The sequence below is a fragment of the Streptomyces sp. NBC_01233 genome (assembly GCF_035989305.1).
GTDB lineage: Bacteria > Actinomycetota > Actinomycetes > Streptomycetales > Streptomycetaceae > Streptomyces.
In genome coordinates, this window is record NZ_CP108514.1 from 5,638,028 (window position 1) to 5,659,447 (window position 21,420).

Here is a 21,420-nt window from a genome sequence, read left to right on the forward strand (position 1 = left end):
CCGTGGACTGTGCGCGCACTGCGGGCGCGGTGGGTGCCGTTCAAGGCGGGCAAGCCGGTGGCCCGCGCCACCGCGATCGCCTCGGCCCTGCTCGTGTCCGTGGTCCTCATCCCCGGCGGCCTCCAGATGATCAGGGGCGGGAACCAGCCCTTCGGATGGGGGACCGACCACCCGGCGATGCTCTGGGTGGTGTGGGGAGCCGCGCTGGGCGGCGCCACCCTCGGCTACTACCTCCGCCGGCGCGGGACCTGTGGGCACTGCGCCCGCGGATGAGCGTCCACGTCCACGTCCACGTCCACGTCCACGTTCGCGTTCGCGTCCCGCAGGGCCTACGCCGGGCGGGAGGCTCCGGCCCAGGGCATCGAGTCGACCGGTGCCAGCCGGACCGTCGACCCGGGGCGCGGGGCGTGGATCATCTGGCCGTTGCCGATGTAGAGGCCGACATGGGTCACCCCGGAGTAGAAGAACACCAGGTCTCCCGGGGCCAGTTGGTCGCGGGACACGCGCCGGCCGGCGTTGATCTGCGTGTAGGTGGTGCGGGGCAGGGAGACCCCGGCCGAGCGGGCGTGTCCCGACTTCTGCACGCCACGGGGGGTGACCGTGACGCGTGACGGTCCGCGCCGCGCCGCGCCGCGCGGCGGGCGTCCCCGCGCGGGGCGCGGAGCCACCCGCCGCGCGGTGGTTGTGGTTGCGCCCGCGTCCGCGTCCGGTGGCCCCGCGCGGGGCGCGGACCCACCGGCCACGGCCGCTCTATGCCCCACCTACCGGTCAGAGCGCCGCCGCGCCGCGCGTCGGGCTACCGCCCGACGCGCGGCAGCGCGCCCACCGTGGGTTTCTGCGGCAGGCGCGCTGTTCTCGACGCAGATCAAGCTATGCGTGTGAGTGCCCCGGGGCTGACGCCCCGGGGCACTCCCACGCGCTTGGCCGCGCCTTGCGGCGCGGCGAGCCGCGCGCAGGGCGCGCGGCGGGGCCGCGCCTTGCGGCGCGGCCCCGTCACTGTCGTGGTTCAGGTGGCGATGTAGTGGAAGCCGCCGACGGCGGGGGCGGTCCCCGTGAACGGGCCGATCGGCGTGCCGGTGCAGGTCGTGTCGGCGGGCAGGTACAGCGTGATCGAGGAGCCGCTGTTGAGAACCGCCCGAATGGAGTTGGCGGGGACGGTCAGGCAGCCGGTGTCCAGGACGTCGCCCGTCTTCACGCCGAGGGCGTCCTCGAAGTCGCCGACGTCGGCGAGGACGCGGGCAGGGGCGGCGCTGGCGGGGGTAGCGGCGAAGCCGCCGAGGGCGAGCACGGCGGCGGAACCGGCCGCGAGCATCGCGATCTTCTTTCGCAACATGACGTTCCGTTCCCTTCGTTGGGTCGGGTTGGCCGCTTGCGCGTGGGGGACGTTCGGCGCATATATCTACGGCCGTTTTGGTCCATTCGAACGTAACGCCGATGTTTCCAACTCCGCTACGCCTTGCGCATGGTCGGTTGCGGTATGTCTGATTCCGCCCCGGTCATATGCCGAGCGATCATGCAGCGGTGCAGGCCGGCTGTTCGAACGCGACCGTTATGGACTGGTGTTGCCCGTTGTGGCGGGGGGTTTCGGCCATGCCGGGCGCCGTATGCCGTTGGTATATGCCGGGCGCCCCCGCTCCGGAGGGGAGCGGGGGCGCCGTTGTATGCAGTTCGTTTGCCCCAACCGACCGGGGGCTACGGCCGGAAGTCGCCCGCGTCGAGGCCACGGAGGAAGCCCTCCCAGCCGTCAGGCGTGAAGACCAGGACCGGGCCGCCGGGGTTCTTGCTGTCGCGGGTGACGACCGCGCGACGGTGGCGTACGTGGGCGACCTCTACGCACTGCCCTTCGCCGCTGCTGCGGCTGCTCTTGACGAAGCTGGCGTTGGCGAGGTCGTCGGGGGTGATCATGCTGCCTTCTCCTGTTCCTGCGTGAGCTGAGCCATCACGGTGCTGATGAGCCCTAGCGAGTCGTCGGGGCTGAGAGCCCTGCGCCCCAGGGTGTCGAACGTGCTGGTGTAGTCGCCGAGTTGCGCTTGCTGCTCCTGTAGCCGGTGCTTGGCCATGCTGTCGGGATAGACGATCTCGGGATGGTCCGCGCCGGGGAAGGTCAGCATGGCGTAGCTGCCGCACGCCATTCCTGGGTGCGCACCGGCCGCAAAGGGGATGACTCGCAGGCTGATCTGCGGCTGTTTGGCCAACTCTTGGAGGTGGCGCAGTTGCTCGGCCATGAGGTGCGGTCCGCCGACGTGACGCCGTAGGGCGGCCTCGTCCATGATCGCGGTCACGTGCAGCGGGCTGGGCTTGGTCAGGAGTTCCTGCCGTCCCATGCGGGCACGCACGCGCCGTTCAATCACATCCGGCGAGGCGTTCGGCAGCACGCCGCCGATGACGGCCCGCGCGTAGGGCTCGGTCTGGCAGAGGCCGGGCACGAACGCCGCCTCCCAGTTGAGGACGCTCCGGGCCTCCCGTTCGAGCTCCATGTAGAGGGTGTATTCGGGGCGTAGCTGCGCCTGATCGGAGCGCTTGCCGCGCTGCGGTTTGGCTTGCTCCCACAGCTTCATGATGTGAGCGCGCAACGCGGGTTTGACCCGGTAGAAGTCCAGCAGCGCGATCAGCGTGCGCAGTTGCGGGCGGCCCTCCCAGTTCTCGATGCGGTACAGGGTGGCGGAACTGACGGCCGTCTTGCTGATCGCATCGTCCTGGCTGAACCCGGCAGCCTTGCGAGCGCGCGTGAGTTCCAACGCCAGGCGAACAAGGGACACCCTCTCCAGGGTTGTGGTCACGCTCAATGTCCCTTCTGGCTGCGTGAAGCGGTCAAGGGAGAGTTTGGCTCATGACTGCCCGCAAAGCCAAGTGGCTTCTCAAATGAAGGGACTTCATTTGGAGGGGTTGCAGCCGATAGCCCGTCAGGGCCATGCTTGTGCTCAGCTTGGCACGCGCCGTGACGGGGCAGTGGCCGTGAGCTGAACGTGCCCTCTGTTGAGTGACGGGGTCGCGGGACTGCTCGGGTCGGGGCTTTGGCATCGCTGCCATGCGCACGTCGCAGCAGGGCGGCCCACGCCTTTCGGTGTGGCCCCGGACGACCGGGAGGACAGACTTTGATCCCCACCATCTACGGCTACGCGCGCTTGCTGCCCGGCGCGGATGCCAACGCCGAGTTATCGCGTGTGCGACGCAAGCTCAACGGCTTCGCAGGTCGGCGCGGTTTCAGGCTGATGGACGTGATGATGCTGGAGCGCCCTGGGGACCGGTTGGAGGTCTGGGCCGAACTGCTCTGGAGCTGTCGCCTGTTCAGGGTTTCGGACATCGTGGTCCCGTCGCTTGCGCATCTGCACGAGGACGAGCCGCTAGCAAGGTTCATGTGCGAAGACGTGGCCCGCTGGATCAGTGGCCGTGTGTGGATCGTTGGCACGCGGGGGCCGGTCGTCGCCGCCCGTGCGGAAGAACTCGGGGTGATGGCACGGTGATCGAAGGTCAGGCGTTTCTCGGAGCGACATCCGTGAAGCTGCACGCGACGCCCAAGGCGGCCCATTTCGCCCGGTCGTTGGTGTCGCACGCGCTAAGGGCGTGGGAGCTGGATTACGTCGCCGACGAGGCACGGTCGATCGTGTCGGAACTGGTTACCAATGCGGTCGAGGTCGGCCCCGGACCGATGCGCGACCCGAGCGGGTTGGCGCTGGTTGCGGTACAGGTGCGCGTGCAGGGCGGCGCACTGGTGATCGAGGTCTGGGACCGCCACCCGAAACTACCCGCCCCACGCACGGCAGGCGACGACGACGAGAACGGCCGGGGGCTCCATCTGGTCGAGGCGTTCAGTAGCCGTTGGGGCGTATGGGAAGCCGAGAGCGGCGGCAAGATCGTGTGGGCGGATATCGACATCGAGAAGCCCCCGGCCGTGTCGGTCGAGGGCGAACCGGTCAAGCTCCCCGACGAGGTGCTTTCCGCGCACGTCGTCGGCAGCGGAGCCGTGCACGAAATGGCAGACGCAGCCCTTATGCATCGCTTCGTTGACGGTTGGGCGTTGCTCTGACGGGTCCGCCCCCGCAGCCACTACGGAGGCGGGGGCGGCGCGCGGTTTGGCGAAGGGTTTTTGGCCCTGGGGCGGGTGGGCCGCCCGCAGGGTTTTTGTACCGATCAGCTAGCGAGGAGCTGACAGCACATGCGGCAGGTTATCGGGCTCATGCGGCGCGCGGGAAGGCGGCTCGGGGTTTTGGGTAGGAAGCGGGGGCGGCACACGGCCGCGTATCTGGCCGAGGTGCGCCAGCAGCAGGCAGCAGCGCCCGAGCTGCCGCAGCGGCGGTGGCACGCGGGACCGGTCGCACCGGGGGAGTTTCGCCCGCAGACGGCAGTAGCAGCGGCGGGGGTGTCGCGGGCGCGCGGTGTGCTCACCGAGTTGCGGCGCGATACGACGCTAGGAGCGCGGGCGCGACGGCTGAGGACGGCACGCGGCGCGGAGCTTCACGTGATGGCTCGCGCGGCGTTGCCGGATGACGTGGCCGCGCTCGCAGGGCATCGGCGGGAAGTGGTGCCAGCGTCGACGCTGCCTAGTCGTTGGGCGGCCCCAGACGAGGCGCTGTTTCGGGCGCTGATCGACGGTTTGGCGCGGTTGTAGCAGTCACGCCCGCCAGCCGTTCACGGACAGGTCCCGGTCGGTGTGCTTGCTCCCCACCGGCCGGGGCCGCAGTCATTGCCCGCGTAGGTTTCGGGACACTCCCGGCCGAGCGCCAGGCCGCCTGGGTCAGGCCCGAGCAGTCGAAGGACCCCGGGCCCGTCGCTCCCCAGACGTACGGCTTCCCGATCGCCCCGTACGCGAAGGCCACGGCGCGGGCCGCGCGGGAACCGTCGGAAGGCGGCGGCGGGGTGCTGCTCTTCGGGGCGGCGGGCGAGGCGGCGGGCGTCTCGGCCTCGTAGGCGGCGCGCTCCTCGGCGGTGAGCTTGGCCAGCAGGCGCTTGGCGGCGGTGAGCTTGTCCTCGATCACGGCCTTGTGCGCGGCGAGTTCGTCCTGCTTGGAGCGGAGGTCGGAGAGCTGTCCGGCGGCCTGGTCCCGGAGTTTTCCGACCTCGTCGAGCCGGCGGCGCACGGTGGTGATCCCGGCGGCGTTGCGGTCGCCGGCGCGGGTGATGAAGGAGGCCTGGGAGAGGTACTCCTGCGGGTCGGCCGCCAGCGCGAGCTGCACGGCGGTGCCCAGGGACCCGCTGCGGTACTGGGAGGCGGCGAGCGTGCCGAGCGCGCTGCGGGCGGTGTTGAGCTGGTCGGTCTTGCGGGCGGTCTCGTCGCGCAGGCCGGTCAGCGCGCGCTCGGCCTCGTCGGCCTTCTCCTTCGCCCCGTTGTACTGCTCGGTCGCCGCCTCGGCCTCCTCGTAGAGCCGGTCCACCTCCGACTTGACCTGGGAGGGGGTGGGCCGGGGATCGGCCTGGGAGGTGCCTTCGAAGGCGGTTGCGGTGGCAGCGCCCGCGAGGGCGAGGGTGGCGGCGGTCGTCCGTGCCGTGCCGCCGGAGAGCGGGCGCTGCCTGGGCTTTCGATGACTGGCCACGGGGGCCTCACGTCCTTCCCCTGTGCTGACGCTGGGTCTTGGGGGAGGACGCTAAGCCTGAAAGTAACGGGCCGATGTCGGGATGATCCGAACTGATCGGATATGGCGGATCGGTATCCGTCAGTGCCAGAGGACGGCGATAAAGATATTGATCACGGTCAGTCCGCCGACCGCGCCGAACAGTGCCTTGTCGACCGTCTCCTCGTCGCGCTTGACGTAGACGAGGGCGAGGATCACGAAGAGGATCGCGAGCTTCACGCCGACCTTGACGTTGTTGACCGGCGTTCCGTCCATCTGGTTGAAGCCGACCAGGAGTACGCCCGTCACGAGCATGGTGAGGGCGCCGTGCAGCATGGCCGGCGTGAAGCGGGCGGTGCCCGCGCCCATCGCCTTCATCTGGGTCAGGAAACCGCCGAGCAGCGAGGCGATCCCGATGATGTGCAGGCCGACGAAGACATTGATGAGTACGTCCATGCGGTCGAGCGTACGGGGCGGTCCGATCAGCCCAGGAAGCGGACCAGCTCCTCGGTCACGGCCTCCGGCCGCTCCTCCGGAAGGTAGTGGCCGCTGCCGTCGACGCGGACGACCCGGGTGTCGGTGCCGAGCGCCGGCACGGCGGCGAGCAGCCGCTCGTAGTTGCTGTGCTCGCCGCCGAGCGCGAGCAGCGGGACGGTCACGGGGGAGTAGCCGGCGAGGTCGTCGATGTCCTGGCGGAAGGCGCGGTACCAGGCGTTGCCGGCGCGGATCGCGTCCGGAGAGTCGTACGCGCGGGCGTACACGGCGCGGGAGCGGGCGTCGATGGACGCCGGGTCGGTGGTCATGGCCGTGAACAGCCAGTCCAGCAGCAGGTGGTAGCGGCCCGCCAGGAGCTGCTCGGGCAGGCCCTGCACCTGGTTGAAGGCGAACCACCACAGGTGGCGGAGGCCGGGCCGGGGCAGCAGAGGCATCTGCGCCCATGCCTCCTCGGGGTGCGAGACGTCGAGGAGGGCGAGTCGGCCGGTGGCCCCGGGGTGGTTGGCGGCGAAGGCGTAGGCGACCATCGCGCCGATGTCGTGGCCCGCGATGTGGGCCCGTTCCAGGCCGAGGTGGGTGAGCAGGGCCCGGACGTCGGCGGCCATCGTCTTCTTGTCGTATCCGCCCTCCGGCTTGGCGGAGCCGCCCATGCCGCGCAGGTCCACGGCGATCACCCGGTGGCGGCGGGCCAGGGCGGGCATCACCTTGTGCCACTGCCACCAGGTCTGCGGCCAGCCGCCGAGCAGGACGAGCGGCTCGCCGCTGCCGCCCTCCACGTAGTGCAGGCGGGTGCCGTTGACCTCGGCGTGGTGGCTGGTGAAGCCGCCGTCGAGGGAGGCGGCGAGGGAGGCGTCGTCGAGGGCGGTGGCGTCGGATGCGGCAGTGGGCATGGGGGTGTCCTTGCGGAGGAGGGGCCGGATGACCGTACGAAGATCCCGTACGGTTGATCAGAACTGTACGAGATCTTCGTACGGTGAGGCAAGGTCCGTACGAGATCTGCGTACAGTTGGTGCATGGCTGCCGCTGCTGAGCTGACCCACCCCGCCGCCGACCGCATCGAGCTGGTCGAGGTCCTGGCCGCGCTCGGGCATCCCGTGCGGCTGGAGATCGTCCGCAAGCTGGCCTCCGGCGCGGAGGCGTTCTGCGGCGAGGTCGTGCCGGACCTGCCCAGGTCGAGCGTCACGCACCACCTCAAGACGCTGCGCGAGAGCGGAGTGATCTGCCAGCGCCCCCACGGCCGCAAGCTCTACCTCGCGCTGCGCCGCGACGATCTGGACGAGTGCTTCCCCGGTCTGCTGGAACTCGTCCTGGCCTGTCGGTCCCGCCCCCTAGACTCGGAATGCGATGAGCAGCCTCTTTGACGACAGTTTCCTGGCGGACCTCTCCCCCTCCGACGAGGTCCCGCCGCCGCCCGAGGACCACGCCGCCCCGGAAGCGGGCGCGGACGATCTCTTCGGGGGGCGGTTCGACGTGCCCTTGAGCGGGGACGCGTACTACCGGGACGGCGCCCCCAGGCCCGTCATCGACCCGGCGACGCTCCTGGACGGGCTCAACGAGGAGCAGCGCGCGGCCGTGGTGCACGCGGGCTCCCCGCTGCTCATCGTGGCCGGAGCCGGCTCCGGCAAGACCCGGGTGCTGACCCACCGCATCGGACACCTGCTGTCCGCGCGGAACGTCCACCCCGGCCAGATCCTGGCGATCACCTTCACCAACAAGGCCGCCGGCGAGATGAAGGAGCGCGTCGAGGGCCTGGTCGGCCCGCGCGCCAACGCCATGTGGGTCTCCACCTTCCACAGCGCGTGCGTCCGCATCCTGCGCCGCGAGTCCAAGCGGCTCGGCTTCACCTCCTCGTTCTCGATCTACGACGCGGCCGACTCGAAGCGCCTGATGGCGCTCGTCTGCCGTGACCTCGACCTGGACCCGAAGAAGTTCCCGCCGAAGTCGTTCAACGCCAAGATCTCGAACCTGAAGAACGAGCTGATCGACGAGGAGGCCTTCGCCGACCAGGCCGTCGACGGCTTCGAGAAGACCCTCGCCCAGGCGTACGCGATGTATCAGGGGCGGCTGCGCGAGGCGAACGCACTCGACTTCGACGACATCATCATGACCACGGTCCACCTGCTCCAGGCGTTCCCGGACGTCGCCGAGCACTACCGGCGCCGCTTCCGGCACGTCCTGGTGGACGAGTACCAGGACACCAACCACGCCCAGTACACGCTCGTGCGCGAGCTGGTCGGCACCGGCTACCCGGACCTGCCCCCGGCCGAGCTGTGCGTGGTGGGTGACGCCGACCAGTCGATCTACGCCTTCCGCGGGGCGACCATCCGCAACATCCTCCAGTTCGAAGAGGACTACAAGGACGCGACGACGATCCTGCTGGAGCAGAACTACCGCTCGACGCAGACGATCCTCTCCGCCGCCAACGCGGTCATCGAGCGCAACGAGAACCGCCGCGCCAAGAACCTGTGGACCGAGGCCGGCACCGGCGCGGTCATCACCGGCTACGTCGCGGACACCGAGCACGACGAGGCGCAGTTCGTCGCCGACGAGATCGACCGCCTGACGGACGCCGGTGACGCCAAGGCGGGCGACGTCGCGATCTTCTACCGGACCAACGCGCAGTCGCGCGTGTTCGAGGAGATCTTCATCCGGGTCGGGCTGCCCTACAAGGTCGTCGGCGGCTTCCGCTTCTACGAGCGCAAGGAGGTCCGCGACGTCCTCGCGTACCTGCGCGTCCTCGCCAACCCGGAGGACAACGTCCCGCTGCGCCGCATCCTGAACGTGCCCAAGCGCGGCATCGGCGAACGCGCCGAAGCGATGATCGACGCCCTCGCGATGCGCGAGAAGATCACCTTCCCGCAGGCGCTGCGCCGCGTGGACGAGGCCTTCGGCATGGCCGCCCGCTCCACCAACGCGGTGAAGCGGTTCAACGTGCTGATGGAGGAGCTCCGCACGATCGTCGACTCGGGCGCGGGCCCGGCGGTGGTCCTGGAAGCGGTCCTGGAGCGGACCGGCTACCTCGCCGAGCTCCAGGCGTCGACCGACCCGCAGGACGAGACGCGGATCGAGAACCTGCAGGAGCTCGCGGCCGTGGCGCTGGAGTTCGAGCAGGCGCGGGAGGCCGAGGCCGCCGAGACCGGAGCCCCGGCACCCGGTTCCGGCACCCTGGCCGAGTTCCTGGAGCAGGTCGCGCTCGTCGCCGACTCCGACCAGATCCCCGACGAGGACACCGAGGGCACGGGCGTCATCACGCTGATGACCCTGCACACCGCCAAGGGCCTGGAGTTCCCGGTGGTCTTCCTGACCGGCATGGAGGACGGGGTCTTCCCGCACATGCGCGCGCTGGGCCAGACCAAGGAGCTGGAGGAGGAGCGCCGCCTCGCCTACGTCGGCATCACGCGGGCCCGCGAGCGGCTCTACCTCACCCGGTCGAGCATGCGCAGTGCCTGGGGCACGCCCTCGTACAACCCGCCGTCGCGGTTCCTCGAGGAGATCCCGGCCGAGTACCTCCAGTGGAAGCGGACGGGCGCCACGCAGAAGCCGGCGGGACCGATGCGGAGCTCCGGCTACGGGTCCTCCGGTTCGGGGAAGGCGACCTTCGGCACCTCGCCCGAGGCGTTCCTGTCCTCGTCGCGTACGAAGTCGGGCCCGTCCGGGTTCGCGACGCGGCGGGCCGCGGACAAGCCGGTCATCGCCCTGGTGGTCGGGGACCGCGTCACGCACGACCAGTTCGGGCTCGGCACCGTGATGGAGGTCAAGGGCGCGGGCGCGGACGCCCAGGCCACCATCGACTTCGGGGACGACAAGCCCAAGCGGCTGCTGCTGCGATACGCGCCGGTGCAGAAGCTGTAGCGGGGAGGGCCGGGCCCGGGCGGGGCGGCCGCGGGGCCCGAGAGCCGTGCGGTTGCCCGGCGGCGGGGTGGTGGCCCGGCGAGGTGGTGGCCGGTGGAGTGGTAGGGCTCGGCCGTCCGGCCGGGCCCCGTCAGCTGGTTACGTCGGGTCCAGGCCGTGCATGCGGAGCCACGCCAGCGGGTCGATCGCGGAACCGCCGCCGGGACGGACCTCGAAGTGGAGGTGCGGGCCGGTGGAGTTGCCGGAGTTGCCCGAGTAGGCGATGACGTCGCCCGCCTTGACCTTGCCACCGCGGATCTTGGTGGAGCTGAGGTGGCAGTACCAGGTCTCGGTGCCGTCGGGCGCGGTCACTATCGCCATGTTCCCGTAGGCGCTGTTGTACTGCGTGCGCACGGTGCCGTCGGTGGCGGCCATGACCGGGGTTCCGTAGGAGACCGGGAAGTCGATGCCGGTGTGCACGGACATCCACATGCCGCCGGCCTGGCCGAAGTTGGCGCTGAGGCCCTGCTGCGTGACGGGGATGGCGAACTTGGGGCGGGCGGCCTCCTTGGCCGCGGCCTCCTCCGCCTTCTTCTTCTTTTCCTCTTCCTGGCGTTCGCGCAGGTCGATGCGCTCCTGCGTGCGGCTCGCGCGGTCCGCGAAATCGCCCGCGTCGGCGCTGAGCGCGACCAGTTGGGTGTCGAGCTTGGTGTTCGCCGCGACCGGCTTCACCGAGGCCGGGTCGGGCGCGGCCATCGTGGTGGTGTCCTGGGCGGGCTTGTCCGTATCGGTGAGCCCGCCGACGGAGGCGGCCGCCACGCCCGCGACGCCCATCACGCAGGCGGAGGGAACGGCCACGGTCAGCAGGGCGGAACGCTTCGCCGGGGTGCGGCGACGGCTGCTGCCCGCCTTGGCGTTGCCCTTGGCGGCGGTCCGGCGCGCGGAGCGCGGAGCGGAGGTCACGGGCATGGCCTGCGTGGGAAGGTCGTGGACCTCGTGCGCGGCGTGGAGTTCGTGGACCTCGGGCAGCTCGTGGACCTCGGGCTCCAGGGGAGCCTCCGGAGCCTCGGGGCTCGCGTCGGAGAGCACCTCGAAGACCGCGGTCTCGCTGTACGTGGCGGCGTACGCGTCGGTCCCGGTCTGGATCCCGGCGTCGTAGCCGACGGAGGTCGTCCCGTACGCGTACGGCTGCTCCGGCTGCTCCTGCTGCTGCGCGGGCTGGTACTCGTACTCGTATCCGTACGCGGCCTCGGGCTGCGCCGGGGTCTCGGCGACGGTGTTCCAGGCGGTGGCGTCGTAGGCGCCGGTCTCGGTACCGGTGGTGCCGTAGCCCGGCATCGCCCAGTGCCCGGTCTGCTCGCCGGAGGCGTCGTAGCCGAAGGAGGCCGGCTGGTACGCGGTGTAGCCGGAGTAGTCCGCGCCCGGCGTGTTCCAGGCGCTCGCGTCCCAGGCCCCGGTGGAGTCCTCGGGTGCGGCCTGGGTCGGGATCGTGGACAGGTAAGGGTCCTGCGAGGTCCATGCGGTGGTGTCGTGCGCGCCGGTCTCGTAGGAGCCGTAGGCGGCGTAGTTGACCCCCTGGCCCTGCGTTTCATAGGAAACATAGGTCGAGTCACCAGCGAAAGTGGTGGTGGTAAGGCCGTCATACCCGGGATCCGGGTACTGGCCCGACGAGGGGCGGTCGTTCACCAACTTCTCTTTCGCCTCGGCAGTGGGGCCTGGGTGGCCGGGAACTCGTGGTTCACCGGAGGAGAGCAGTGGCGTGACTGTACCCGCCGGTTACTCGCCACGACAATCTTCGCCGGGTCCCCAGATTGCCGGAACCGGGCATTCGACCGCCTTTCGGTCGCCGAAAGACGCACCCTTGGCCTTGAGTTCGAAATTCGTTCGACTGGAGGTCGCTCAGCGGCTAGGCGACGGACGCGGCCTCCGAGCCCGTGACGGCCGCCAGGCCGGGCCCGTCGAGGGCGCGCCGGACCGCGGCGATCACGGCGGGATGCGCGGGCAACGCAAGATGCCCTATACCGGTGACCTGCACATTTTCCACACACAGATCCGGGTGCTCGATCCGCGCCGTCCCGACCGGAGTCATCAGCGCGTCGAACTCGCTCCAGAACGCCACGCAGCGGGTGGCGCAGCCGGGTGCGGGCGCGGCCAGTTCGACCAGCACCTCGGAGTCCGGGCGCATCTGCCGCACCAGCGGGTGCGCGTCCATGAAGGGCGCGACCCGCGTGCCGGAATGCGGGGTGCCGAGGGTGACGAGGGTCCGGACGCGGGTGTCACCGCCGAGGCGCTGGATGTAGTACCGGCCGACCAGGCCGCCGAGGCTGTGCCCGACCAGGTCCACCCGGTCCTGCCCGGTGCGCTCGCACAGCTCCTCGACACGCCGGGCGAGATGGCGGGCGGTGACGCGCAGGTCGAGGGTGAAGGGCGAGTAGTTGTACGCCTCCACGTGCCGCAGGCCGCCCGCCCCGAGGGCCCGGCGCAGGAGCACGAAGACGGACCGGTTGTCGGTGAATCCGTGGAGGAGGAGGACGGGCGGGCGTGTCGCGGGCGCGCCTGGGGCGACCTTTTCCTGGCACACTCCGGTCGGATAGAGGAGGAGGTGCCCGCCGAGCACCACCACCTCGAGCGCACCGGCCCGCAGCGCGGCGCCGGACAAGGGCATGGACACGGGTATGCACAGCCCCATGGACGGCCTCCCCTGAGCCTCTTGGGACCGCGGCTCTTGCGCCACCGTGCCGTGCGGCTGTCGGCGCGGTGGCGCAATGCCGTCCCACGTGTGATTTCCCCCTCGTGGTTGACCGCGAAACGGCGGCGTGCGCGATGCTGTACTTAACGTTCGTTCACTCGGGAGGCAGTGCGATGGGTGTGACCGGTCCGATCCGTGTGGTGGTGGCCAAGCCGGGTCTCGACGGCCACGACCGCGGGGCCAAGGTGATCGCGCGGGCGCTGCGGGACGCGGGCATGGAGGTCATCTACACCGGCCTCCACCAGACCCCCGAGCAGATCGTGGACACCGCCATCCAGGAGGACGCCGACGCGATCGGCCTCTCGATCCTCTCCGGCGCCCACAACACGCTCTTCGCGCGCGTGCTGGAACTCCTCAAGGAGCGGGACGCGGAGGACATCAAGGTCTTCGGCGGCGGCATCATCCCGGAGGACGACATCGCCCCGCTCAAGGAGAAGGGCGTGGCCGAGATCTTCACCCCGGGCGCGACGACGACGTCCATCGTGGACTGGGTCAGGGCGAACGTCCGAACCTGACGGCCCCGCCGGCGTGTATCTCAGCCTCGCCGGCGTCTGAGGCGTGGGGGTCCCCCCGGACGGAGTCTGGGGGAGGGTCTGGGGCGGAGCCCCAGGCCCTTGAGCCGGGCCGGACCCGCCGAGCCCCCCGGGATGGATCAGGCGGCCGGCGCCAGCTCCGAAAGCATGGCCGCGCGCAGCCGAAGCGTGGCCACCAGCCGCTGAAAGGCCTCGGCCCAGTACGCGGCGGCGCCGGGAGCCGCGTCCGGCGGCTCCTCCGTGGCCGCGGTCAGGGCCTCCAGCCGGCCGGCCTCCGCAGGATCGAGGCAGCGCTCGGCCAGGCCCATCACCCCGCTGAAGCTCCACGGGTAGCTGCCGGCCTCACGGGCCATGTCCAGCGCGTCCACCACTGCCCGGCCCAGCGCCCCCGCCCACGGGACGACGCACACCCCGAGCAGCTGGAACGCCTCCGACAGCCCGTGGGCCCGTATGAATTCGGCGACCCATTCCGCCCGCTCCGCATCCGGCAGGGTCTCCAGCAGCTTGGCCCGCTCCGCGAGCGACGCCGTGCCCGGCCCCGCCGCGGGCGATGCGGACGGCGGGCCGAGCAGGGCCCGCGACCACGGCGCGTCGCCCTGACGCACCGCCGCCCGGCACCACGCCGCGTGCAGTTCCTCGGTCCAGCCCTCGCCCTCGGCCACCGGAAGCGCCACGATCTCTGCGGGGCCGAGCCCGCCGAACCGCTCCGGCCAGCACGACAGCGGCGCCGCCTCCACGATCTGGCCGAGCCACCAGGCCCGCTCCCCGCGTCCGGCGGGCGGCCGCTTGACCACCCCGTCGCGGAGCATCCCCGCATCGCACTCGGCCGGCGGGGTCACCCCCTCCGGGCCCACGCAGGCCAGGGCGCGCTCGGCCATCCGGCCGGCCAGCGCCGATCGCGGCAGTGCCGACAGCAGTTCGGCTGCCGTGGCACGGACATTGCGGCTGCGGTCTCCCAGCGCCGCCTCCAGGAAGGGCTCGTCCCCCTCCGACAGCCCCACCCGCAGCGAATCGAGGAACATCAGCCGGTCCTCGGCCCGTTCGGTGGCCCAGGTCGTCGCCAGCAGCCGCGGCGCGGCCGCCGCCTCGTGCGCCCGTACGGCGCCGAGCAGCGCCACCCGCTCCGCGAAAAGTCCCTCCTGCCACAGCCGTTCGACCCCGGCCGGGTCCGTCACGTCGGGCAGCTCCCGGGCACCGCCCGCCCCGCCGCGCAGGGCGAACCGCCAGTCCGGATTCAGCCGGGCCAGCCACAGCCCCCGGGTCCCGGCGAGGGCAAGCGCCTGCGGTCGCAGGTCGGTACGGGCCCGGGCCGCATCCAGCAGCGCCGGTACGAGGGCGGCCGGCGCGCGGTAGCCGTGCCGGGCGGCCGCGGCCAGCCACTGGGGCAGCAGCTCCGTCAGGTCCGGGGCGGCCCCGCGCCGTCCGCTGCCGCTGCCCGCGCCGGTCCGGCCGGCCAGCAGCTGGGAGAGCCGCCGGCGGGCCTCCTCCGGTGGCGCCGGGCGCGGATCCCGGGGTGCGGGCTCCGGGCGCGGGCCCGCCGCGGCAGGCCGCAGCCCGGCCCGGCGCCGTACGGTGTGCACGGCCGCCGCGTCCAGCAGCGCCTCCGGCGAGCCGGCCGGGCCCCCGCCCCTGCGCCGGTCGGTGCCCAGCAGCGCGGCGCCTACCAGCTCCTCCCACTTCCCGTACCCCTCGTCACCCTTGCTCATCGGGCCCCTCCCTCGCCGCTCGTCCTTCTTCGCGTCCTGCGCTCCGGTCCCGCCCCCTCCACGGGACCGGAGCAGTCGTGCGTCCGTGCCACTGCGCTCAACTGGCGTGGTTGTCGTTCATGCAAGCCCCCCGGCTTCTCGTCGTCACAGCGCCGGCGCCCCCGCGCCGCCGCAACCTCGTCGTGCCGCGTGCGGCGCCCCCCGGCGCCCACGCGTTCCCTCCCCGCCGCCCCTGTGTGACGGCATACGTCCCCCCAGGCCCCCTGCGATGTGTGAGGTGTTCCGGCCGCGCTCAGGACAGGGCGACCGGCTCGGGCGAGTCCGGCTGCCAGGCCGTCAGCGGGGTGAAGCCGCGGTGGCCGCACTCGCCGAACACCGTCACCGGCCCCCCTCCCGACAACGCGGCCAGCTGCCACAGGCCCGAGCGGGAACGGCTGCCGGACCCCGTGAGGGGAACCGGGAGGGCACCGGTGCCCTCCGCGTCCGCCAGCTGCCAGCCGAGCTCTCCCGGTATCGGAACCACCGGGCCGAGCACCACCGGCCAGGACTCCAGCCACGGGTCCTCCCGCAGCGCCGCTCCGTACGCCTCCAGTGCCGCCCCCGTGCTCACCCCGGACGGAACCCCGGCGCACGGAACGGCCGCCGAGATCCGCTCCCCGAGGTCCGCCCGCAGCCCCGCCGATCCGGGCCGGAAGCGGACCTCCGCCTCCAGCACCAGCCCGACCGGCAGCGACAGGCCCGGCGGCCGCCCGGGCGGCCCGAAGTCCAGTACCAGGGCGGGCCGTCCGCCCTGCAGTCCGCGCAGCCATATCCGGCGGGTGGTGAGCCGGCCGTCCGGTGAAACCGAGTCGTACTGGGCCAGTACCAGCCAGCGGTCCCGTACGGCCTCCCCCTCCCCGGAAGCCGGCAGTCCCACCCGGCTGCGCACCGTCGCCGCCAGCTGTTCCGGCAGCCCGGCCACCCCCAGCCAGGCCCGGTCCAGCAGGTGCAGCAGCGCCGCCTCCTCCAGCATCCGGGCGGGCCAGCCCGGGCCGCAACTGGGTATCGTCCCCAACTCCCTTACCCGTCCCGCCAGTCCGGGCGCCTGTGCGTCGACCATCCGGGCGGCGGTCTCCTCCCACCCTGCGTAACCGGCCTGCTCCTGGCCCGCGAGGCCGCCGCGCAGCAGGTCGGCCAGCCGCTGCTCCAGCTCGGTGACGCCCGCGCCGACGCGGGCCGCCCGCCGCTCGGCCCGCTTGCGCGCCCCTTCCTCGTCCACCGGAGCGCCCGCCCCGGCGGCCGGACGCGCGGCCTTCGCCGCCCGGTCCGCCAGCCACTGCGCGGCCCAGTCCGGTGCCTCGCCCGGCTCGCCGACCCCCTCGGCGGACCAGAGCAGCAGCAGTCCCAGCGCGTGCTTGCACGGGAACTTCCGGCTCGGACAAGAGCACTTGTACGCCGGTCCGGCCAGGTCGACGACCGTCCGGTAGGGCTTGCTGCCGCTGCCCTTGCACAACCCCCATACAGAACCGGAAGCGGAACCTCCGATCTGCGACCACGGACCCGCCCCGCCGAGTCTGCTCCCCGCTTTGCGTGAGGCGTCGTCAGGAGCCAGAGCCAGTACCTGTTCCGCTGTCCAGCGGACCCCCTGCTCAGTCATGTGTCCCACCGTAGAGACCCCCACTGACAATCGCTCTGACCTGCAACAACACTGCGAACAGGGCCCGTTGTCAGTGGCGTGGTGCACCTTGGATCCAGCAGTCGGAAGCGGCTGCCGAGCCTTGGAGGGGGACCATGACCACGCCCGAGAACGAACGCCCGGCCGAAGCGCTGCGACCGCACGCCGAAGACGCCTTCGCACACGAACTGAAAGCCCTCGCGGCCGCCGACGACCGGCCCCGCCCGGCCCGCTGGAAGCTCTCCCCGTGGGCCGTCGCCACGTACCTGCAGGGCGGCACGCTCGACGACGGCACGGTCATCACGCCCAAGTACGTGGGCCCGCGCCGCATCGTCGAAGTCGCGGTCACGACCCTGGCCACCGACCGCGCACTGCTCCTGCTCGGCGTCCCCGGCACCGCCAAGACCTGGGTGTCCGAACACCTCGCCGCCGCCGTCAGCGGAGACTCCACCCTCCTCGTCCAGGGCACCGCCGGCACCCCCGAGGAAGCCATCCGGTACGGCTGGAACTACGCCCGGCTCCTCGCCCACGGCCCCAGCCGCGAGGCCCTCGTCCCCAGCCCCGTCATGCGGGCCATGGCCGAGGGCATGACCGCCCGCGTCGAGGAGCTCACCCGCATCCCCGCCGACGTCCAGGACACCCTCATCACCGTCCTGTCCGAGAAGACGCTGCCGATACCGGAGCTCGGCGAAGAGGTACAGGCCGTGCGCGGCTTCAACCTCATCGCCACCGCCAACGACCGCGACCGCGGGGTCAACGAGCTCTCCAGCGCGCTGCGCCGCCGCTTCAACACCGTCGTGCTGCCGCTGCCCGCCAGCGCCGACGCCGAGGTCGACATCGTCGCCCGCCGGGTCGACCAGATGGGCCGCGCCCTCGACCTGCCGGCCGCGCCCGAAGGCCTGGAGGAGATCCGCCGCGTCGTCACCGTCTTCCGCGAGCTGCGCGACGGGGTCACCGACGACGGCCGTACGAAGGTCAAGTCGCCCAGCGGCACCCTGTCCACCGCCGAGGCCATCTCCGTCGTCACCGGCGGCCTGGCCCTGGCCGCCCACTTCGGGGACGGCGTGCTGCGCCCCTCCGACGTGGCCGCCGGGATCCTCGGCGCCGTGGTCCGCGACCCGGCCGCCGACAAGGTGGTCTGGCAGGAGTACCTGGAGGCCGTGGTCCGCGAGCGCGAGGGCTGGAAGGACTTCTACCGGGCCTGCCGGGAGGTGACGGCATGAGCCCGAGCCCGCAGGGCCCGCTGCTGCTGGGGGTGCGGCACCACGGGCCCGGCTCGGCCCGCGCGGTGCGGGCCGCGCTGGACGCGGCCCGGCCGGCGGCCGTGCTGATCGAGGGGCCGCCCGAGGGGGACGGGCTGCTGGAGCTGGCCGCCGATCCCGGGATGCGGCCGCCCGTGGCGCTGCTCGCGCACGCCGCGGACGACCCCGGCCGGGCGGCGTTCTGGCCGCTGGCCGACTTCTCCCCGGAGTGGGTGGCGATCCGCTGGGCGCAGCAGGCCGGCGTACCGGTGCGGTTCATGGACCTGCCGGCCGCGCACGCGCTGGCCGCCGAGCCGGGCGCGGGCCACGGCGAGCCCGACGCGGTCAGGGTGGACCCCCTCGCGGTGCTGGCCGAGACCGCCGGGTACGACGACCCCGAGCGCTGGTGGGAGGACGTGGTCGAGCACCGGGGCACCGGGGGCGGGCCGGAGGAGGTGCTCGGCGCGTTCGAGGCGCTCGGGGAGGCCATGGGGGCCCTGCGCGAGGCGTATGGCGACGGCGGCCAGCCGCGCGACCTCGTGCGCGAGGCGTACATGCGGCAGCGGATGCGGTCCGCCCGCCGGGAGTTCGGCGACGCGTACGCCGTGGTGTGCGGGGCCTGGCACGTGCCGGCGCTGCGGGCGAAGACCACCGTGGCCGCGGACAAGGCACTGCTGAGCGGCCTGCCGAAGGTCAAGGTGGAGACCACCTGGGTGCCGTGGACCCACCGCCGGCTCGCCCGGGCCGGCGGGTACGGCGCGGGGATCACCTCGCCCGGCTGGTACGCCCACCTATTCGAGGCCCGGGACCGGCCCGTCGAGCGGTGGCTGACCAAGGTCGCCGGCCTGCTGCGCGCGGAGGACCGGCAGGTCTCCTCGGCGCACGTCATCGAGGCGGTCCGGCTGGCCGAGACCCTGGCCGCGATGCGGGGACGGCCGCTGCCCGGCCTGACGGAGACCCTCGAAGCGGTCCGGGCGGTGATGTGCGACGGCTCCGACATACCGCTCGCGCTGATCGAGGACCGCCTGGTGGTCGGCGACGTGCTCGGTGAGGTCCCGGACGCGGCGCCCGTCGTACCGCTCCAGCGGGACCTGACGCGGCAGCAGCGCTCGCTGCGGCTCAAGGCCGAGGCGCAGGACCGCGAGCTGGAACTCGACCTGCGCAAGGACACCGACGCGGCGAAATCCCTGCTGCTGCACCGGCTGCGGCTGCTCGGCATCGGATGGGGCACCCCGACCGCCTCCCGCGGCAGCACCGGGACCTTCCGGGAGACCTGGCGGCTGCGGTGGGAGCCCGAACTGTCGGTGCGGGTCGCCGAGGCCGGGATCTGGGGCACCACGGTCCTCGCGGCGGCCACCGCCAAGGCCGAGGCCGACGCGGCCGGAGCCGAGGAGCTGGGCGAGGTGACGGCGCTCGCCGAGCGGTGCCTGCTGGCCGGGCTGTCGCAGGCGCTGCCCGCCGTACTGCGGGCCCTCGCGGACCGGGCCGCTCTGGACACCGACGTGGCGCGCCTCGCCAAGGCCCTCCCCGCGCTGGCCCGTTCGCTGCGGTACGGGGACGTGCGCGGAACCGACGCGACAGCGCTCGCCGTGGTGGCGGCCGGGCTCGCCGAGCGGATATGCGTGGCGCTGCCGCCGGCCTGCGCGGCCGGTCTGGACGCCGATGCGGCGGCGGAGCTGCGGGGCCACGTGGACGGGGTGCACGGGGCGGTGGCGCTGCTGGCCGACGCCGACGAGGGGCTGCGGGAGCGCTGGTCCGCGGTGCTGCGGACGCTGGCCGGCCGGGACACCGTGCCGGGCGTCATCCGAGGCCGGGCGGCCAGGCTGCTCCTCGACGACGGGCGGCTGCCGTCCGGGGAGACGGCGCGGCTGATGGGGCTCGCGCTGTCCCCGGCGGCCTCCCCGGCCGACGCGGCGGGCTGGATCGAGGGCTTCGCGGGCGGGAGTTCGGGCGGGGGCACGCTGCTGGTCCACGACGACCGGCTGCTGGGGCTCATAGACGCCTGGCTGGTGGGGGTGCCGGAGCGGGCCTTCACCGACGTACTCCCGCTGCTTCGGAGGACCTTCGGGGCGTACGAGTCGGGGGTGAAGCGGAGCCTGGGCGAGTTGGTGCGGCGCTGGCCGGGCGGGGTGGTGGCTGCCGGGCCGGGCTCGGCGCCGGAGGGCTTCGCGGCGGAGCTGGATGTGGAGCGGGCGGATGCGGTGGTGGAGCTGGTGCGCCTGCTGCTTTCGGCTCCCGGCGGGGTTGCGGCGGCCTGAGGCGGAGCCTTGGGGGCGGGTCCGGCGCGTTGCCGGGGCTCCGCCCCGGTGCCCGCGCCTCAAACGCCGGCGGGGCTGGAGTGTGCGGCGGGGCTCGCAGAGGTTGCCGGGCTGGAAGTGGTCGCCGGGCTGGAAGTGGTGGCGGGGACCGTGGAAACGACGAGTGGAGGGGGACAGGCGGATGAACGGTGTGGATGGGGACGCGGGAGTGCGGGACATCGCGGACGGGGCCGCAGGGGAGCGGTTGCGGCGGTGGCGGATGGTGCTGGGCGGGGGTGAGGCCGATGGGACCGGGTGTGCGCTGGGCGGGCGGGATGCGGCGATGGATGCCGCGCTCGGCGCGCTGTACGGGGGCGACGGGGGGCCGCGAAAGGGATCGGGGGCGCGGTCGGCGGGGCTCGGCGGGTCCGCGCCGAACGTGGCGCGCTGGCTCGGGGACATCCGCACCTACTTCCCCAGCTCGGTGGTCCAGGTGATGCAGCGCGACGCGATCGAGCGGCTCGGTCTGTCCACGCTGCTGCTGGAACCGGAGATGCTGGAGGCCGTCGAGCCGGATGTGCACCTCGTGGGCACGCTGCTGTCGCTGAACAAGGCGATGCCCGAGACGACGAAGGAGACGGCGCGGGCCGTGGTCCGCAAGGTGGTCGAGCAGCTGGAGAAGAAGCTCGCGGCGCGGACCCGGGCGACGCTGACCGGCGCCCTCGACCGGTCCGCGCGGATCAGCCGCCCCCGCCACCACGACATCGACTGGGACCGCACGATCCGGGCCAACCTCAAGAACTACCTGCCCGAGTACCGGACCGTCGTCCCCGAGCGGCTGATCGGATACGGCCGGGCGGCGCAATCGGTGAAGAAGGAGGTGATCCTCTGCATCGACCAGTCGGGTTCGATGGCGGCCTCCGTCGTCTACGCCTCCGTCTTCGGCGCGGTGCTGGCCTCGATGCGCTCGATCGCGACCCGGCTCGTCGTCTTCGACACCGCCGTCGTGGACCTCACCGATCAGCTCGACGACCCGGTCGACGTCCTCTTCGGCACCCAACTGGGTGGCGGCACCGACATCAACCGCGCCCTCGCCTACTGCCAGTCGAAGATCACCCGGCCCGCCGACACCGTCGTCGTCCTGATCAGTGATCTCTACGAGGGCGGCATCCGCAACGAGATGCTGAAGCGGGTCGCGGCGATGAAGGGGGCCGGGGTCGAGTTCGTGACCCTGCTGGCGCTGTCCGACGAGGGCGCCCCGGCCTACGACCGGGAGCACGCCGCCGCCCTTGCCGCGCTCGGCGCGCCGGCCTTCGCCTGCACCCCCGACCTGTTCCCGGAGGTCATGGCCGCGGCCCTGGAGAAGCGGCCCCTGCCGACCCCCTGACGGCCCGGTTCCGGCCTCGTCCCGGCCTCGTGCCGGCC

General features: G+C 72.5%; 19 protein-coding genes and 1 pseudogene. 9 read left to right on the forward strand and 11 right to left on the reverse strand.

Annotation, left to right across the window (positions count from 1 at the left end):
- The first annotated feature begins 9 nt into the window (after window positions 1-9).
- Window positions 10-273, forward strand: coding sequence for a hypothetical protein (locus OG332_RS26935; RefSeq protein WP_327415867.1), 264 nt, complete (start codon window positions 10-12; stop codon window positions 271-273).
- A 56-nt stretch (window positions 274-329) separates the two neighbouring features.
- Here OG332_RS26935 and OG332_RS26940 read toward each other — a convergent pair.
- From OG332_RS26940 to OG332_RS26955, 4 genes and pseudogenes are all read right to left on the reverse strand, one after another.
- Window positions 330-563, reverse strand: a pseudogene (locus tag OG332_RS26940) (C40 family peptidase); the annotation flags it as partial.
- 443 nt (window positions 564-1,006) lie between these two features.
- On the reverse strand, window positions 1,007-1,333 hold the full coding sequence (locus OG332_RS26945; RefSeq protein WP_327415868.1) for a hypothetical protein: 327 nt from the start codon (window positions 1,331-1,333) through the stop codon (window positions 1,007-1,009).
- A 359-nt stretch (window positions 1,334-1,692) separates the two neighbouring features.
- On the reverse strand, window positions 1,693-1,905 hold the full coding sequence (locus OG332_RS26950) for a DUF397 domain-containing protein (RefSeq protein ID WP_327415869.1): 213 nt from the start codon (window positions 1,903-1,905) through the stop codon (window positions 1,693-1,695).
- Window positions 1,902-2,780, reverse strand: coding sequence for a helix-turn-helix domain-containing protein (locus OG332_RS26955; RefSeq protein ID WP_327415870.1), 879 nt, complete (start codon window positions 2,778-2,780; stop codon window positions 1,902-1,904). Before OG332_RS26955 ends, OG332_RS26950 begins: the two co-directional genes overlap by 4 nt.
- A 315-nt stretch (window positions 2,781-3,095) precedes the next feature.
- Between OG332_RS26955 and OG332_RS26960 the strand changes: the two genes are divergently transcribed.
- The gene (locus OG332_RS26960; RefSeq protein ID WP_327415871.1) at window positions 3,096-3,464 is read left to right on the forward strand and encodes a hypothetical protein; all 369 of its coding nucleotides are present in this window, start codon (window positions 3,096-3,098) and stop codon (window positions 3,462-3,464) included.
- A complete protein-coding gene (locus OG332_RS26965) occupies window positions 3,461-4,027 on the forward strand; it encodes an ATP-binding protein (protein ID WP_327415872.1) in 567 nt (188 codons plus the stop codon). The genes OG332_RS26960 and OG332_RS26965 overlap by 4 nt, the downstream gene beginning before the upstream one ends.
- Before the next feature lie 514 nt (window positions 4,028-4,541).
- On the opposite strand, the gene OG332_RS26970 is transcribed toward OG332_RS26965, so the two are convergent.
- The 3 genes from OG332_RS26970 to OG332_RS26980 form a co-directional block, all read right to left on the reverse strand.
- Window positions 4,542-5,531 carry a coiled-coil domain-containing protein gene (locus OG332_RS26970; RefSeq protein ID WP_327415873.1) on the reverse strand — a complete coding sequence of 330 codons (990 nt, stop codon included), beginning with the start codon at window positions 5,529-5,531 and terminating at the stop codon, window positions 4,542-4,544.
- 120 nt (window positions 5,532-5,651) lie between these two features.
- A complete protein-coding gene (locus OG332_RS26975; RefSeq protein WP_327415874.1) occupies window positions 5,652-6,005 on the reverse strand; it encodes a hypothetical protein in 354 nt (117 codons plus the stop codon).
- Between the two features lie 26 nt (window positions 6,006-6,031).
- Complete coding sequence (locus tag OG332_RS26980; RefSeq protein ID WP_327415875.1) at window positions 6,032-6,934, reverse strand: alpha/beta fold hydrolase; 903 nt, start codon at window positions 6,932-6,934, stop codon at window positions 6,032-6,034.
- Between the two features lie 123 nt (window positions 6,935-7,057).
- Between OG332_RS26980 and OG332_RS26985 the strand changes: the two genes are divergently transcribed.
- The gene (locus tag OG332_RS26985) at window positions 7,058-7,405 is read left to right on the forward strand and encodes an ArsR/SmtB family transcription factor (RefSeq protein WP_327415876.1); all 348 of its coding nucleotides are present in this window, start codon (window positions 7,058-7,060) and stop codon (window positions 7,403-7,405) included.
- On the forward strand, window positions 7,389-9,896 hold the full coding sequence (gene pcrA / locus OG332_RS26990; protein WP_327415877.1) for a DNA helicase PcrA: 2,508 nt from the start codon (window positions 7,389-7,391) through the stop codon (window positions 9,894-9,896). The genes OG332_RS26985 and pcrA overlap by 17 nt, the downstream gene beginning before the upstream one ends.
- A gap of 138 nt (window positions 9,897-10,034) precedes the next feature.
- On the opposite strand, the gene OG332_RS26995 is transcribed toward pcrA, so the two are convergent.
- Together OG332_RS26995 and OG332_RS27000 are read right to left on the reverse strand one after the other, a co-directional pair.
- Entirely contained in the window at window positions 10,035-11,561 is a 1,527-nt protein-coding gene (locus OG332_RS26995; protein WP_327415878.1) for a M23 family metallopeptidase, read from the reverse strand.
- 220 nt (window positions 11,562-11,781) lie between these two features.
- Window positions 11,782-12,540 carry an esterase/lipase family protein gene (locus OG332_RS27000; protein WP_442816210.1) on the reverse strand — a complete coding sequence of 253 codons (759 nt, stop codon included), beginning with the start codon at window positions 12,538-12,540 and terminating at the stop codon, window positions 11,782-11,784.
- A 197-nt stretch (window positions 12,541-12,737) separates the two neighbouring features.
- On the opposite strand from OG332_RS27000, the gene OG332_RS27005 reads away from it, so the two are divergent.
- Window positions 12,738-13,139: a cobalamin B12-binding domain-containing protein gene (locus tag OG332_RS27005; protein ID WP_030710468.1), complete on the forward strand. Its 402-nt coding sequence runs from the start codon at window positions 12,738-12,740 to the stop codon at window positions 13,137-13,139.
- A gap of 137 nt (window positions 13,140-13,276) precedes the next feature.
- Here the strand turns inward: OG332_RS27005 and OG332_RS27010 are convergent, their stop codons facing one another.
- Window positions 13,277-14,863, reverse strand: a complete 1,587-nt coding sequence (locus OG332_RS27010) for a DUF5691 domain-containing protein (protein WP_327415880.1) — start codon at window positions 14,861-14,863, stop codon at window positions 13,277-13,279.
- 292 nt (window positions 14,864-15,155) lie between these two features.
- On the reverse strand, window positions 15,156-16,499 hold the full coding sequence (locus tag OG332_RS27015) for an SWIM zinc finger family protein (protein ID WP_327415881.1): 1,344 nt from the start codon (window positions 16,497-16,499) through the stop codon (window positions 15,156-15,158).
- Between the two features lie 134 nt (window positions 16,500-16,633).
- Here OG332_RS27015 and OG332_RS27020 point away from each other — a divergent pair, with 134 nt between their 5' ends.
- The 3 genes from OG332_RS27020 to OG332_RS27030 all read left to right on the forward strand — a co-directional run bounded on the left by OG332_RS27020 (window position 16,634) and on the right by OG332_RS27030 (window position 21,382).
- Window positions 16,634-17,740: an ATP-binding protein gene (locus OG332_RS27020; RefSeq protein ID WP_327415882.1), complete on the forward strand. Its 1,107-nt coding sequence runs from the start codon at window positions 16,634-16,636 to the stop codon at window positions 17,738-17,740.
- A complete protein-coding gene (locus OG332_RS27025) occupies window positions 17,737-20,016 on the forward strand; it encodes a DUF5682 family protein (RefSeq protein ID WP_327415883.1) in 2,280 nt (759 codons plus the stop codon). The genes OG332_RS27020 and OG332_RS27025 overlap by 4 nt, the downstream gene beginning before the upstream one ends.
- A 181-nt stretch (window positions 20,017-20,197) precedes the next feature.
- Complete coding sequence (locus OG332_RS27030) at window positions 20,198-21,382, forward strand: VWA domain-containing protein (protein WP_327415884.1); 1,185 nt, start codon at window positions 20,198-20,200, stop codon at window positions 21,380-21,382.
- The last annotated feature ends 38 nt before the right edge of the window (window positions 21,383-21,420 follow it).